The sequence below is a fragment of the Mycobacterium sp. PO1 genome (assembly GCF_017312405.1).
GTDB lineage: Bacteria > Actinomycetota > Actinomycetes > Mycobacteriales > Mycobacteriaceae > Mycobacterium.
Genome location: NZ_BLTG01000096.1, coordinates 81,594 through 96,810, shown reverse-complemented (window position 1 = coordinate 96,810; position 15,217 = coordinate 81,594). Strand labels below are relative to the sequence as shown.

Genomic DNA, 15,217 nt, shown 5'->3' with positions numbered 1-15,217 from the left:
GTGCCCGGGTCCGCACGGTGTCGATGGGTTCGGGGAACTATCGGCGGGGGATACGCGACGATTACAGCGTGAACTGTGACGTGGCTCGGGAGGCGCTGTCGGCCCGCATCGACGGCGAGCGGGAACCGGTGCCCGCTGCGAGGGTCGACGAACACCTCGAGGGGTGTGCCGAGTGCCGCGCCTGGCGCGACGGGGTGACGGCACAAGCCGCCGTGCTACGTGGCCTGGCCAGTCCGGCTCCGGTCGCCGCCGTCGGGGCCGGATCCTCCCGCCGGGCGCGGGGACCGCTCGCCGGCATCGGCTGGCAGCGGTGGGCGCTGTTGGCCGTCGGGCTGGCCCAGAGCGCCGTCGGCGCCGCGCAGGCGGTCGGCCTTCAGCTCGGGCTGCACCCGGGCCCCCACACCGGCGGTGGCCATCTTCTCAACGAATCCACGGCGTGGACGCTCGCCATCGGTCTGGTGATGGTCGCCGCGGCGCTGCGGCCCGGCCTCGCCGCCGGACTGACGGTCGTGCTGTCGGCGTTCGCCGTCGTGCTCGCGGGCTATGTCGTCGCCGACGCGCTCGCCGGAGCAGTCACGCCCGAGCGGGTGATGAGTCACCTGCCGATCCTGCTCGGGGCGGTGTTCGCGGCGCTGGTCTGGCGGCATGAGGCGTCGTCACCACCCTCGCCCGACCACGCGCAGCGACAACTCGAGATCGACCTGCCGCCGAACGCGTCACACGGCCGTCGCCGGGGGCATCTGTGGCCCACCGACGGCTCGGCGGCCTGACGGCACACCTCAGCGCATCACCGCGAACATGATCGCCATGCCGGCGGCCATGGTGACCTGGCCTGCGATCCCGAAGAACCGGGTCGTGGGTCTGGCGGGCTCGCCACGCCGGCTGGCGAAGTACACGTACAGCCAGACCACCGCGGCGATCGCGAAGCCGACGGTGAACACCCAGTTCAGCCCTGTGACGAACGGCGGCGTCGCAGCGCTTGGTGACGCCATGTCCACATCGGCCATGGCGTGGCCACCGTGATGATGACCGCCGTGGCCCCCGGCGGGAACCGAGCCCTCGGCGGGAGCGGGCGCCAGATCCCCGCTCATCACCGCGTACATCCAGGCCATGGCCAGCATCATCGCGGCGTGATAGGCGTTCGCCATGCGGTGGCCGGCCTGGGCGAACACGACGATGACGAAGTACACCGTCGCGAGAAGGAAGAACACCATCGGGCCGGTCGTCGGCAGTGCGGCGCTCTGTGGCCAGGACATGGCGATCATCGCCACCGCCATCACGATGTGCAGCGCGCCGCTGACCACGTAGCCGGCCGTGCGTCGGTGCACCCAACTCGCGATGGCGAACATGACGGCGGTCGCGACGAACAGCGCGGTGACCACCCCGCGCAACAGCAGATCGTCGATCATCGGGCGAGCTTCTTCGGCACGAGGGCACAGCTTCCGTCGGGGGACAAGGGTTCGAGTGCAATGGTCGGCGCACGACACCGAAAAGTTCCGCCGCGCCGTCATCGCCTACGACCGGCGGTCGTAGACTGGTCGGATCACGTGATGTCGGTGAGAAGGTTCCCAAGCGACGATGCAGACCACTCGAGCGGATAGGCCGGCGACAGCTCGGCAGACGCTGGCGCCGGTGCTGCTGTCGTTGGGTGCGGTGACCGCGGCGCTGCTCTGGTACGCCGCCACCTCGCGCGCCCAGGTCTACGCCGTCACGGGCAACTCGTATCCCGGGGCGGTGACCGCGGTCGCCGAGCCACTCGGCTTCTTCGTCGCGTCGCTGCTGGGGGCGTTGTCGATCGGCGGACTGACCTATGTCGTGATTTCCGCGCGCCCCGACAACAGCGGTGTCATCGACGAGCGGTCCTTCCTCGTGCACGTCCTCGTCGAGCGGACCGCGGCGCTGTGGGCCGTGGCCGCCACCGCGATGATCGTCATCCAGGCGGCCAGTGACGCCGGGGTGTCGATGAGGCAGGTGCTCGCGGGTCCCTTCCTGCTCGACGCGGTGCTGGCCTCCGAGATGGCACGGGCGTGGATCGCAGTCGCGATCGCAGCGGCGGTGGTCGCGGTCACCGTGCGGCTCTCGGTGCGGTGGACCGCGCATGCGGTGCTGCTGATCCCCGCGCTGATCGGCGTCGTCGCGGTCCCCGTCAACGGCAACGCCGCCCAGGGCCCCGACCACGACTACGCCACCAGCGCGGCGATCGTCTTCGCCGCGGCGCTGGCGGTGCTTGCCGGCCTGTGGCTGGTCGCCGCGCTGGCACGGCCCGACGAAGCAATGCTGCGGCGGGTCCTGGTCGTCCGGACAGCGCTCGGGGCCGTGGTGCTGGGCTACGGCGCCGCGCTGCTGGGGGTGCTGCTGGGCCCCGCCGGTCCGACGGGGTCGGGGTACGGCCGGGCCGGTACGGCGGCGGCGCTGCTACTGATGCTGATGTGGGCCCTCGACGTCGTCGCGGTGTCGCGGCGGGGTCCGTTCGGGCTGTCCCGGGTGGCCGGCGTGTTCGGCGCCGCGGGTGCCCTGGCTGTGATGGCCCTGGTGGCGGTGATGGCGACCCAGCCGGCCGCGCGGTTCCTCACCCACGAATTCACCACCTGGGACATCTTCCTGGGATACGAGCTGCCCGCGCCGCCGAGCGTGGTGACCATGCTGACCGTCTGGCGGTTCGACACGTTCCTCGGCGTCGGAGCGCTGGTGCTGGCCGCGCTCTACACGCTGGGCTATGTGCGGCTGCGCCGCCGGGGTGACACGTGGCCGGTCGGGCGGCTGATCGCCTGGTGGGCCGGGTGCCTGGTGCTGCTGGTCACCACGAGTTCGGGGGTCAAGGCCTACGGGTCGGCGATGTTCAGCGTGCACATGGCCGAGCACATGACGCTGAACATGTTCGTCCCGGTGCTGCTGGTGCTCGGTGGCCCCGTCACGCTGGCCTTGCGTGCGCTGCCCGCCCACCGACCCGACCAGCCGCCCGGCCCACGGGAATGGCTGCTGTGGCTGGTGCATTCGAAGTTCACCTCGTTCCTGGCCCATCCGATCACCGCGTTCGTGCTGTTCGTCGGCTCGCTGTACGCGGTGTACTTCACGCCGTTGTTCGACGCGTTCGTCCGGTACCACTGGGGCCACGAGTTCATGAGCCTGCATTTCCTGCTCGTGGGCTACCTGTTCTTCTGGGGGATCATCGGTATCGACCCGGGACCCCGGAAGCTGCCCTTCCTCGGACGGCTGGGGCTGTTGTTCGCGGTCATGCCTTTTCACGCGTTCTTCGGCATTGCCACGATGACGATGACCGAGATCATCGGCGGGCAGTTCTACCGGTCGGTGGACCTGCCGTGGTTGGCCAGCCTCGCCGACGACCAGAACGTCGGCGGCGCCATCGCCTGGGGATCCAGCGAGCTACCGGTCATCATCGTCGTGGTGGCGCTGGTGGTGCAGTGGGCCCGCCAGGACCGCCGCGCGGCGACGCGGTCTGACCGCCACGCCGATTCGTCCTACGCTGACGACGAGCTCGAGGCATACAACGCGATGCTGCGGGAACTCGCCCGGCAGCGTCAGTAACCGCACGACATGCCGGGAACGATTGCCGGTTGCCCGACGACCATGACAGCGAGGGCCGGCATCGTCCGTCGGCCGGAGGGAGATGGTCAGTGCTGAGACATCGGTCCGAACCAGTGGAGCGGATGCTGCGCCACCTCGAGCGCCGCGTGCTGGACGACGTCTGGCTGGATCGGCTGCGGTCGACCGCGATCGGTGTGCTCGCTCCGGTGCTCGCGGTGACGGCGACGGTGTGGTGGATCGACCTGTTCGTCGACCCGCCGGCAGGGATGTCGCTGGTCGTTCCCACCGTGGTGCTGATGATTCTCGCCCTGGCCGCGGGCACCTCACTGATCGCCCGGGCGACCAGACGGTTCCGGTGGTGTTGTGCCGCCGCCTATCTGTGCGGTCTGGGCACCGTCGTGGGTCTGGGGGGTTTCTGGTGGGTGCGCACCGGCGCGACCGGCCCCACCCTGAGCTGGTTGGTCGGGGCTGCCGACGTCGCAGTGCTGTGCCTGGCCGTCGCCTGGCTGACGCTGCTCGCCGCGCCGGTGCACCGCACCCACCCCGACATGCGCAGCTAGACCAGCGTTGAGCGCGCCGAAATGCGTTGAGGCTGCGCTCAGCGCGGAAAAGTTCGAGTGGGGGCCGCAGCTGACGCAGTCTCAACGTCTCATTCGCGGCTGATCAGGTTCTCCTTCAGCTTCGCAATGGCGAAACCCCACCCTTGCTCGACCGTGGGCTTGGGCGGGATCGAGATCTCCTCGGGGTTGGTCCGGAAATCCAGCAACACCGGACCGTCGTGTTCGAGCGCCTCGGCAACGGCTTCTGCGACGTCGTCGGCATGGGTGACCGTTCGTGCGCGCAAGCCGCAGGCGGTGGCGACCGCGGCAAGGTCAGGATTGTCGAGTTCGGTGCCGTATTCGGGCAATCCGCTCTGTTCCTGCTCGAGTTTGACCATGCCGAGCCGACCGTTGTTGAACACGACGAACGTGACGGGCAGGCGGTAGGTGACCGCTGTGCGCAGGTCCCCCAGCAGCATCATCAGACCGCCGTCGCCGCAGAACGCGATGACCTGGCGGTCCCGGTCGAGCGCGGAAGCGCCCAGCGCCTGGGGCATGGCATTGGCCATCGAACCCAGGTTGTAGGAACCCAACAGCCGCCGCCGGCCGCGCATCTCGACGAATCGGGACAGCCACACCGTCGACATCCCCGTGTCGGAGGTGAAGATGGCGTCCTCGACAGCGGCGGCGTCGATCGCCGCGGCCACCACCTCCGGGCGGATCAGCTCGTCGGGGTTGTCGAGCTTCTTGCGGATCCGGCCCAGCAGCTTGCGGTCGTGGTCGGGGTCGGTCAGTCGGCGCTGGGCGGCGTGCCACAGGTCGAACTCGTGCCGGTGGTGGTCGAGAAACGCGGTGTCCGATCGACGCTGGAGCTGGGGAAGCAGCTGAGCCAGTGTTCCTTTCGCGTCGCCGATGAGCGCCGCGGTGACGGGCAGCCGTCGGCCGACATGCTCTGGTCTGGTGTCGAGCTGCACCACCTTCTTGTCCTGTGGCAGCCAGTCTCGGTACGGGAAATCTGTTCCCACCAGCAGCAGAGCGTCGGCCTGGTGCAGAGCCAGGTGCGCGGCCGGATTGCCGATCAGACCGGACTGACCCACCTGGTACGGGTTGTCGCCTTCCAACCCTTCCTTGCCCTTCAAGGTCAGCACCATGGGCGCGGCAAGCGATTTCGCCACCGCCAGGACCTCGTCGCGGGCGGTACGCGCGCCGCAGCCGACGAGCATCGTCACCTTCTCGGCGTCATTGAGCAGCGCGGCGGCAGCCGCGACGTCGGCGGGTGCGGCGACCTGGCCGGAGTGCGGTAACGCGAACGACACGTGATGGTCGGGGACGTCTTGATCGCCGATGTCGCCAGGAACAGTCAGGACGGCCACCCCGCGGCGGGCCAGCGCCGTGTTGACGGCCTGCTGCAGCAGATAGGGCAGCTGTCCCGGGGCGGTGACCGTGGCGTGGTAGACCGCCACGTCGGCGAAGACAGCGTCGTTGTCGACCTCTTGGAAGAAGTTGCTCCACATCTCTGACGTCGGTACCTGACCGCAGATCGCCAGCACTGGGGCGTGGGATTTCTTGGCGTCGTAGAGCCCGTTGAGCAGGTGCAGCGAGCCCGGCCCGACGGTGCCCATGCACACCCCCAGCGAGCCGGTCAGCTGGGCTTGGGCGCCAGCGGCGAACGCTGCCGCCTCCTCGTGACGGACTCCGATCCACTCCAGCGTGTCTTGGCGTCGGATGGCGTCGGTGATGGGATTGAGCGCGTCGCCGACAACGCCCCACACCTGTCGGACGCCGAGTTCGTCGAGTGCCGAGACGAGCGTCGAGGCAACGGTGGGCATGATTCTCCTCCTGAGTGGGCGATCGCGGTCACAGACGTTGCAGGCGCGCGGGGGCGAACGAGTCCGGGTCGGCGGCCTCCCAGTCGGCTCGCCACGACGGCGGCGGATCGTCGAGCAGGACCTTGCCGGGCAGCCATTCGTAGATTTCGGCGTAGGAACGTTGCTCGGTGGGCGACAACCGCTTCCGCAACAGGTGCGCCGACAGATCAGCTGGATCCGACACACCCATCGACCCCATCAGACGCATCGCCTCGGCGACCGTTGCTTGCTGATAGCGGTAGACGCGTTCACTCTTGTCGGCGACGTCGAGGGCCCGTGCCCGACGTGGATCCTGGGTTGCCACACCGACAGGGCACTTGTTGGTGTGGCAGCGCTGGGACTGGATGCAGCCGGTGGCCATCATCATCGAGCGGGCGGCGTTGGTGTAGTCGGCGCCCTGGATCAGGCGCTTGACGATGTCGGTTCCGGTGGCCACCTTGCCGCTGGCGCCGATCCGGATGCAGTCCCGCAGTCCCGTGCCGACCAACGCGTTGTGCACGGTCATCAGTCCGTCGGTCAAGGGCAGGCCGACGTGGTCCTCGTACTCCAACGGTGCTGCGGCGGTTCCCCCCTCGGCACCGTCGACGATGATGAAGTCGGGGGTGATGCCCTCGCTGAGCATTGCTTTACAGATCGCCAGGACGTCGGTGCGCGACCCCACGCAGAGCTTGAAGCCGACAGGCTTCCCCTCGGCGAGGTCTCGCAGCCGAGCGATGAAGCCCACCAGCTCACGCGGGGTGTGGAACGCGCTGTGAGCTGCCGGGCTGACACACTTCTGGCCCGCGGGCACCCCGCGGTAGCGGGCGATCTCCTCGCTGACCTTGGCGGCCGGTAACACGCCCCCCACACCGGGTTTGGCGCCCTGGCTCAACTTGATCGAGATGCACTTGACGGCCTCGTGGGCGGCCTTGTCAGCGAACTGCTCAGGGTCGAAGTGACCGTCCTCGGTGCGGGTACCGAAGTAGCCGGAACCGATCTCCCACACCACGTCCGCGCCGCCCAGGTGGTACGGCGTCAGCCCCCCTTCACCGGTGTCGTGGGCGAACCGCCCCTTCTTGGCACCGTTGTTCAACGCGCGCAGGGCATTGCCCGACAACGACCCGAAGCTCATCGACGAGACGTTCATCAACGCCATATCGTAGGGCTGTCGGCAGTCCGGACCTCCGATGCGGACTCGGTACGGTGACGGCGGCTGCTCGATGGGGGCGGTCGAGTGAACCAGGTACTCGTATCCGGTGTCACCGATGTCTCTTTCGGTACCGAACGACAACTCCGAGGCCGTGCCCTTCGCGCGCTCGTAGATCAACGAGCGGACGTCGCGGTCGTAGGGCCGGCCGTCGAAGTTGCGTTCGATGAAATACTGCTGCAGCTCGGGGCGCAGAGCTTCGAGCAGATACCGCATGTGCCCCAGCACCGGATAGTTCCGCAACACTGCGTGCCGCCGCTGGAGCAGGTCGTAAACCCCCACCGTGGTCAGTGCAGTGAACACTGCCGCGGGAACCCACCAGAGCCAGGACCACGCAACGGCCGCAGCTATCAGTGCAACCGACAGCGCGCCAAGTGCCGTGACCACCCCGACCCGGACCATGCTGCGCCTCGCTTTCCGGGCTGAACGCCCGTCGCACCCACCAACGGCCGGATCTCGGCTACCCGAAACTGTCGGCGGCCATCCGTCCAGCTGTGACTGCACAGCAAGATTTCAGGCTCTTCTTAAACTTGTGCCCAGCGACGAATGCAGGGATACGTTGAGACTGCGCTCAGCGCGGAAAAGTTCGAGTGGAGGCCGCAGCAGACGCAGTCTCAACGTCTCATTCTCAACGGGTTTCGGCGCCCACGGGGACCTCCGCGTCGTCGGCGTCGACGCGTCGACGACGACGCCGGGCCAGCACGGCCTCGACGGCGAGCACGACCAGCAGCGACACCCCGAACGCCGGGTAAATCACCCCGAGCACCACCGCGGCCACCGTCACCGTCACAAGCGCCTTCTTCGGGGTGGCGGCCCGAGTAGCGTCGCTGGCCGGCGCCGGCAGCCCGGAACTGCCGGCCGGGCGTCGCGTCCACCACATCAGCAAACCTGTTGTCACACTGAGCAATATGCCCAGGCAGGCGGCGGTCGCGACGATCCGGGTCACCAGGCCGAACTGGTTGCCCATGTGCATCGCGATGCCGAAGCTGGTCAGCCGCGACAGCGCACCGTCCTGCGCAGCGGTGGCGTTGGTGATCGTCTGGCCGGTGAACTGGTCGAGGTACAGCGTGCGCTGCTCGGAGAGCTTCTGCGGCCAGGCGTTGATCACCGCGTAGCTGCCGTACACGATTCCGCCGTCGACGACGGAGTCCGCCGGCGCGATGATCGCGTAACCGGGCACCATGCCCTCGTCCTCGGCGATCTGGTCGATGTCGGCGTAGCTCAGAGGTGCGGCGCTCGGGCCGGCCGGCTGCGACGCCGGGATGGCCTCGTCGACGGCCGCCCAGGCCACGCGCCGGCCGAGCCGGTCGTAGTCACCGAGTTGCGCCGGCGTGGAGGCGGCCTCGAACTCGGTCGACGGCGCGACCTGTGCCGAGAACGCCCGCCAGTTCTCACCCCAGTACCGCGACCAGGTCAACCCCGACAGGATGTAGCCGATCAGCACGACCGCCAGTACCACGCCGGTCAGCGCGTGCAGGTCCCGCCAGCGGATGCGGCTCCCCTTGCCCCAGCGCACCGTCAGCAGGGGCTTGGTGCTCTCGATGGCCCGCGGCCACCACAGGTAGATCCCGCTGGCCAGCAGCACCAGGATCCAGACCGCGGTGACCTCCATCCACAGGTTGGCGATGCCCACCGGGATCGTCGCCTCGGGATACGACGACGGTGCGATGAGGTGGCCCAGCGATGGCAGGTGCACCTGCGGGCCGTCGTTGCCGAACATCCGGTGCACCTGGTTGGCGAACCCGACCAGTCCGGAGAGTTGGTCGCGTTGGCCCAGGTACTGCCCGGTGTAGGGGTCGACGAAGACCTGGGTGAGGTTCGCTTCGCCGTCGGGGTAGGTGGGCGCGGTCGGGTCGACGACGTCGACGCGGGTGGAGCGATCCGGCCCGCTGGGCGGTGTGACCGCGTCGACCTCGTAGCTGTCCGGAACGTGCTGCAGGGCAGCGGCCACCTGCGCGTCGAGCGGCACGGTGTCGGGCCCCGGCGTCACCGTGACGAGGTCCCGGGACAGCCAGCTGTCCAGCGGCTGGCTGTAGAGGATCACCAGACCTGACAGGGCCAGCACGATCAGGACGGGCGCGGCGAACAGCCCGATCCAGAAGTGCAGTCGCCAGATCCGTCGCAGCACTGCGGCATCGACTCGGCGGTTGGAGCTCAGTGTCGTCGTCACGCACAGATAGTCGGGAGAGGGCGCAGTTTGGTTCCCGCCCAACCCCGTTGAGACTGCGTCCACTGCGCCAAAGTGCGAGTGAACCCCGCAGCTACCGCAGTCTCAACGCCGGTCGGGGGCGGAGCCGAAATTGCGCAGCCGCAAACTGTTCGAGACGACGAAGAACGACGAGAACGCCATCGCCGCGCCGGCGATCAACGGGTTCAGCAGACCGGCCGCGGCGATCGGGATCGCGGCCACGTTGTAGCCGAACGCCCAGACCAGGTTGACCTTGATCGTGCGCATCGTGGCCGCGGCCAGGCCCAGCGCGACCGGCACGGTGGTCAGGTCGTCGCGCACCAGCACGACGTCGGCGGCGCTGATCGCCACGTCGGTGCCACGCCCGATGGCCATGCCGAGATCGGCGCAGGCCAGGGCGGGGCCGTCGTTGATGCCGTCGCCGACCATCGCGACCACCCGGCCCTGCTCGCGGAGCTGTTCGATGACGTCGACCTTGCCGTCGGGCAGCACGTCGGCGATCACCTCGTCGATACCCACCCGGGCGGCCACCGCCCCCGCGGACGCGGCGTTGTCTCCGGTCAACAGCACCGTTCGCAGGCCGCGGGCGTGCAGCGTGGCGACCGCGTCTGCGGCCGAATCCTTGACAGTGTCCGACACCGCGACGGCGCCGCAGGGCTGCCCGTCCACCTCGACGAACACCACCGTCTCACCGCGCGACTCGGCGGTGCGCCGGGCGGCGGTCAACGTCGGTGACAGCCCCGACGACGCGATCCATGCCGGTTTGCCGACGCGCACCGTGCGCCCGCCGACGACGCCGGAGACGCCGCGGCCGGGAACCGACCGGAAGTCGTCGACCTCACCGTGGTGGGGTGCCGATGCGCTGATGGCCAGCGCCACGGCGTGCTCGGAAGCGGCTTCCACGGCGGCCGCGAGGGCAAGCACCTCTTCGCCGTCCCAGCCCTGCTCGGCGGTGACGGCGCTGACCGTCAGCCGACCGGTGGTCAGCGTGCCGGTCTTGTCGAACACGACGGTGTCCACCGCCCGTGTCGCCTCCAGCGCGCGATGGCCTTTCAGGAAGATACCCAGCTGAGCGCCGCGCCCGGAGGCCACCATCATCGCGGTCGGGGTGGCCAGACCCAGCGCGCACGGGCAGGCGATGACGAGCACCGCCAGCGCCGCGGACACGGCCTGGTTGGCACCGCCTCCGGCGAGCAGCCAGCCGACGGCGGTCAGCGCCGCGATCACGAAGACGCACGGCACGAACACCGCCGATACCCGGTCGGCGAGTCGCTGCGCGTCGGCTTTCTGCGCCTGCGCCTCCTCGACCAGGCGCACCATCCCCGCGAAGCGGGTGTCGGCGCCGACGGCCGCCGCCTCGACGACGAGCCGACCGTCCAGCACGATCGTGCCGCCGATCACCTGGTCACCCGGATGCACCCGCTGGGGCTTCGCCTCACCGGTCATCGCGCTCATGTCCACCGCCGCCGACCCGTCGACGACCAAGCCGTCGGCGGCGATCGTCTGGCCGGGGCGGACCACGAACCGGTGCTGCTCGGCGAGTTCGTCGGCCGGGATCACCAGCTCGGAACCGTCGGCCAACAGCAGCGTCACGTCCTTGGCGCTGAGCTCGGCCAGCGCGCGCAGCGCACTGCCGGCCTTCGATTTGGCGCGGGCCTCGAAATACCGGCCGGCCAGCACGAACACCGTCACGCCGGCGGCGACCTCGAAGTAGATGGCGTCACTGCCGACCAGGGCCTGCCAGATGCCGGTCGCGGTGCCGGAATGGTCACTGCTGAACACCGTGTACAGCGACCACACCGAGGCCGAGAGGATGCCCACCGAGATCAGCGTCTCCATCGACGCGCCGCCGTGGCGGGCCATCCGCAGGGCCTTCTGGTGGAACGGCCACGCCGCCCACAGCACCACCGGCGCGGCCAGCGCTGTCAACACCCACTGCCAGCCCGTGAACCGGGTGCTGGGGACCACGGCGAACATCACCGACAGGTCGGCCAGCGGCACGAACAGCACCGCGGCCACCGCGAGCCGCAACATCAGGGCGCGGGCGTGCTCGGCGTCGGGATCATCGACCCGGGCCGAGCCGGACTCGCGAGGAGACGCGTCGCAGCCGGCTTTGCGCACGACATCGCACAACACCGTGTCGTCGATGCCCGCAGGCGCCTCGATGGTCGCCACCCGGGTGCCGAAGTTCACCGAGGCCCGCACCTCGGGCAGCTTGTTCAGCGCGGTCTGCACCCGGGCCGCGCAGGACGCGCACGACATGCCCGACACGTCGAGCTGCACCCGCGCGCGGTCCATCGTGGCAACCGGCACGTCGTTGCCGGCCGGGGTCTGTGTCGACGTCGTGGTGCCCACCTCCTGCGGTTATCTGGCCTGTCCAAGTAGTCGTGCCGATGCGGCGAAGAGTTCCGCCCGGCCATCGCTTACTCTTTCCTGGTGGCGACCGCCGGCGACGAAGACCAAGTTACTCAGCTCGCCAAATCGGCCGGTCGGGGCGACCGGGTGGCGCTCACCCAGTTCATCGAGGCCACCCGCCGTGACGTGTGGCGCACGGTCGCCTATCTGGCCGATCCGGCCAGCGCAGACGACCTCACCCAGGAGACGTACCTGCGCGCGATCAAGTCGCTGCCGCGGTTCAGTGGCCGCTCGACCGCCAAGACCTGGCTGTTGTCCATCGCCCGACGCGTCGTCGTCGACCAGATCCGGTACAACACGTCACGCCCGCGCCCGGCCTACGTCGTCGACCTCGACGACGTCACCGCGGGCGGCGGGCGAATCGAGAACATGGTCGAGATCCGAATCCTGCTCGACGGGCTGGACCCCGAGCGGCGGGAGGCGCTGGTGCTGACCCAGGTGCTGGGGATGACCTACGCCGAGGCCGCCGAGGTCTGCGGGTGCCCGGTCGGCACCATCCGGTCCCGGGTGGCCCGGGCCCGCGACGACTTGCTGCGTGCGGCCGCCGAGGACGACCGCGCCGGGTAGCCGATTCGGGGACCGATGCGCATCGCCCTGTTCGTCACCTGCCTGGCCGACGCGCTGTTCCCGCAGGCGGCCATCGCCACCGTCGAACTGCTCGAGCGGCTGGGGCACGACGTGCTGTTCCCGCCGGGCCAGACGTGCTGCGGACAGATGCACGTCAACACCGGCTACCTCGCCGAGGCCACCGCATTGGTGCGCCGCCATGTCGAGGAGTTCGACAACGCCGGGTATGACGCCGTGGTTGCCCCGTCGGGGTCCTGCGTCGGCTCGGTGCGCCACCAGCACGCGATGGTCGCCCGCCGCGCCGGGGATTCCGGCCTGGCCGAGCGGGCCGCCGCCCTGGCCGCACGGACGTGGGAACTCTCGGAGTTCCTCGTCGACGTCCTCGGTGTCGACGACGTCGGTGCCTACTATCCGCACCGGGTGACCTACCACCCGACCTGCCATTCGCTGCGGCTGCTGCGTGTCGGCGACAAACCGCTGCGCCTGTTGCGCAACGTGCGCGGCCTCACCCTGGTCGAGCTTCCGGATGCGGAGTCGTGCTGCGGATTCGGCGGCACGTTCGCGCTGAAGAACGCTGACACGTCCACCGCGATGCTGGCGGACAAGATGGCGCACGTCATGGCGACCGGCGCGGAAGTGTGCAGTGCCGGTGACTCGTCATGCCTGATGCACATCGGGGGCGGCCTCTCGCGGATCCGGTCCGGGGTGCGGACGGTGCACCTGGCCGAGATCCTGGCCGCGACCGAGACCGTGAGTCCGCGATGACGTTCCTGGGCATGCCCGGCAGCGGCAATCTCCGCGGCGACGAGCCGTTCCCCGAGGCCGCGCGCCGGGCACTGCGGGACACCCAGATGCGGCGCAACGTCGGTCATGCCACCCACACGATTCGTACCAAAAGGCTTGGCGCAGTGGGCGAGTGTGCCGACTGGGAAGAGCTGCGCGAGGCCGGCAGTGCGATCAAGGACGACGTGCTGGCCCGGCTGCCCGAGCTGCTCGAAGAACTCGAGGCCAACGTGACCGCGCGTGGGGGAGTGGTCCACTGGGCGCGAGACGCCCACGAGGCGAACGCGATCGTCACCTCCCTGGTCCGCGCCGCCGGCGCCGACGAGGTGGTCAAGGTCAAATCCATGGCCACCCAGGAGATCGGCCTCAACGAGCACCTCGAAGCGCACGGCATCACCGCTGTGGAAACCGATCTTGCCGAGCTGATCGTGCAGCTCGGGCACGACAAGCCCAGCCACATCCTGGTTCCGGCGATCCACCGCAACCGCGCCGAGATCCGCGAGATCTTCACGCGCGAGATGCCTGATGCCGGCGAACTGACCGACGACCCCCGAGTGCTGGCGATGGCGGCTCGGCGTCACCTGCGCCGAAAATTCCTCTCGGCCAAGGTCGCGGTCAGCGGCGCCAACTTCGGGGTCGCCGAGACCGGCACGCTGGCGGTGGTCGAGTCCGAGGGCAACGGCCGGATGTGCCTGACGCTGCCGCACACGCTGATCACCGTGATGGGGATCGAGAAGGTGGTGCCCACGTTCGCCGACCTCGAAGTGTTCATGCAGCTGCTACCCCGCTCGTCGACCGCAGAGCGGATGAACCCGTACACCTCGATGTGGACCGGCGTGCATCCCGGCGACGGTCCGGCCGAGTTCCACCTGGTGCTGCTCGACAACGGCCGCACCAGAGTGCTCGCCGACCAGGTGGGTCGCGACGCGCTCAAGTGCATCCGCTGCAGCGCCTGCCTGAATGTGTGTCCGGTGTACGAGCGCACCGGCGGGCACGCCTACGGGTCGATCTACCCCGGCCCGATCGGCGCCATCCTGAGTCCGCAGCTGACCGGCACCACCGGTCCCCACGACCCGAACGCGTCGCTGCCGTACGCGTCGTCGCTGTGCGGGGCGTGTTTCGACGCGTGCCCGGTGCGCATCGACATCCCGTCGATCCTGGTACATCTGCGGGCCGCTCAGGTCGACAGCGAACGCGGCGGCCTACCGGGCGGCCAGCACGCCGCGATGACGGCGGCGGCGTGGGCGATGTCGTCGCCGCGACGGTTCGCGCTCGCCGAGAAAGCGCTGTCGGCCGGCCGGATGGTGGCCGGCAGCGACCACCGGATCACCACCCTGCCGTGGCCGGCCTCCCGCTGGACCGCCAGCCGCGACCTCCCCGAACCCCCACCCGAGACCTTCCGGCAGTGGTGGGCCCGCACCCGGGGACGGTCTTCGGGATGAGCAACGGTGACGCGAAAACGGTGATCCTGCAGCGTGTTCGTGCTGCCCTGGCCGAATCCGGCTCGGCGTCGGGCGACGTGCAGCGCCGCTACGACCGTCGACCCCTGCGCGAGACCGGCGATGTCGACCGGTTCACCGAGACCGTCGACGAGTACCGCGCCCGGGTGCACCGGATCGACGAATCCGGCATCGCCGCCACCATTGCCGGCCTGCTCGCGCCCGGTGGACACGTCGTCGCACCGGCCGACCTGCCCCGGCGGTGGGTCGACGGACTCCAGGTGGCGTTCGACGACCCGGCCGACCCGCTCCCGGTCGGACGTCTCGACGAGGTGGACGCCGTCGTGACCGGCTGCGCGCTCGGCATCGCCGCCACCGGCACCATCGTCCTCGACGGCGGAGTCGCCCAGGGCAGACGGGCCCTGACGCTGGTACCCGACCACCACATCTGTGTCGTCCGTGCCGATCAGGTGGTCGACACCGTGCCGCAGGGTTTCTCCGCGTTGGATCCGCACCGTCCGCTGACGTTCATCTCCGGCCCCAGCGCCACCAGCGACATCGAGCTGAACCGTGTCGAGGGCGTGCACGGACCGCGCACCCTCGACGTCCTCGTCATCGGGTGAGCCTGCCCGGAGGGTTCTCGTCTGCGAGCGGAACGCCTGACGCCTGTGGTAATTTCGCGAGCA

The 15,217-nt window shown here is 69.4% G+C and carries 12 protein-coding genes; 7 read left to right on the top strand and 5 right to left on the bottom strand.

Annotated elements, in window-relative coordinates:
* The first annotated feature begins 68 nt into the window (after positions 1-68).
* Positions 69-770 carry a zf-HC2 domain-containing protein gene (locus J3476_RS24870; RefSeq protein ID WP_207068974.1) on the top strand — a complete coding sequence of 234 codons (702 nt, stop codon included), beginning with the start codon at positions 69-71 and terminating at the stop codon, positions 768-770.
* 9 nt (positions 771-779) lie between these two features.
* Here J3476_RS24870 and J3476_RS24865 read toward each other — a convergent pair whose 3' ends face one another.
* The gene (locus tag J3476_RS24865; protein ID WP_207068973.1) at positions 780-1,409 is read right to left on the bottom strand and encodes a DUF5134 domain-containing protein; all 630 of its coding nucleotides are present in this window, start codon (positions 1,407-1,409) and stop codon (positions 780-782) included.
* Between the two features lie 169 nt (positions 1,410-1,578).
* Here J3476_RS24865 and J3476_RS24860 point away from each other — a divergent pair, with 169 nt between their 5' ends.
* Both J3476_RS24860 and J3476_RS24855 read left to right on the top strand, forming a co-directional pair.
* Positions 1,579-3,546, top strand: coding sequence for a cytochrome c oxidase assembly protein (locus J3476_RS24860; protein ID WP_207068972.1), 1,968 nt, complete (start codon positions 1,579-1,581; stop codon positions 3,544-3,546).
* 89 nt (positions 3,547-3,635) lie between these two features.
* The gene (locus J3476_RS24855) at positions 3,636-4,106 is read left to right on the top strand and encodes a hypothetical protein (protein ID WP_207068971.1); all 471 of its coding nucleotides are present in this window, start codon (positions 3,636-3,638) and stop codon (positions 4,104-4,106) included.
* Positions 4,107-4,195: 89 nt separating this feature from the next.
* Here the strand turns inward: J3476_RS24855 and J3476_RS24850 are convergent, their stop codons facing one another.
* From J3476_RS24850 to J3476_RS24835, 4 genes are all read right to left on the bottom strand, one after another.
* Positions 4,196-5,914, bottom strand: coding sequence for a thiamine pyrophosphate-dependent enzyme (locus tag J3476_RS24850; RefSeq protein ID WP_207068970.1), 1,719 nt, complete (start codon positions 5,912-5,914; stop codon positions 4,196-4,198).
* 28 nt (positions 5,915-5,942) lie between these two features.
* The gene (locus J3476_RS24845; protein WP_207068969.1) at positions 5,943-7,541 is read right to left on the bottom strand and encodes an FMN-binding glutamate synthase family protein; all 1,599 of its coding nucleotides are present in this window, start codon (positions 7,539-7,541) and stop codon (positions 5,943-5,945) included.
* Positions 7,542-7,767: 226 nt separating this feature from the next.
* Positions 7,768-9,309 (bottom strand): PepSY domain-containing protein, encoded by a 1,542-nt coding sequence (locus J3476_RS24840; protein ID WP_207068968.1) that lies wholly within the window; start codon positions 9,307-9,309, stop codon positions 7,768-7,770.
* A gap of 102 nt (positions 9,310-9,411) precedes the next feature.
* Positions 9,412-11,625, bottom strand: a complete 2,214-nt coding sequence (locus J3476_RS24835) for a heavy metal translocating P-type ATPase (protein WP_207069010.1) — start codon at positions 11,623-11,625, stop codon at positions 9,412-9,414.
* Between the two features lie 138 nt (positions 11,626-11,763).
* Between J3476_RS24835 and J3476_RS24830 the strand changes: the two genes are divergently transcribed.
* The 4 genes from J3476_RS24830 to J3476_RS24815 are packed head-to-tail and all read left to right on the top strand — an operon-like array spanning position 11,764 to position 15,154.
* Positions 11,764-12,309: a sigma-70 family RNA polymerase sigma factor gene (locus J3476_RS24830; protein WP_207068967.1), complete on the top strand. Its 546-nt coding sequence runs from the start codon at positions 11,764-11,766 to the stop codon at positions 12,307-12,309.
* Between the two features lie 15 nt (positions 12,310-12,324).
* Entirely contained in the window at positions 12,325-13,074 is a 750-nt protein-coding gene (locus tag J3476_RS24825; RefSeq protein WP_207068966.1) for a (Fe-S)-binding protein, read from the top strand.
* Positions 13,071-14,534 carry a LutB/LldF family L-lactate oxidation iron-sulfur protein gene (locus tag J3476_RS24820; protein WP_207068965.1) on the top strand — a complete coding sequence of 488 codons (1,464 nt, stop codon included), beginning with the start codon at positions 13,071-13,073 and terminating at the stop codon, positions 14,532-14,534. Before J3476_RS24825 ends, J3476_RS24820 begins: the two co-directional genes overlap by 4 nt.
* The gene (locus J3476_RS24815; protein WP_207068964.1) at positions 14,531-15,154 is read left to right on the top strand and encodes an LUD domain-containing protein; all 624 of its coding nucleotides are present in this window, start codon (positions 14,531-14,533) and stop codon (positions 15,152-15,154) included. Before J3476_RS24820 ends, J3476_RS24815 begins: the two co-directional genes overlap by 4 nt.
* Positions 15,155-15,217 lie beyond the last annotated feature (63 nt).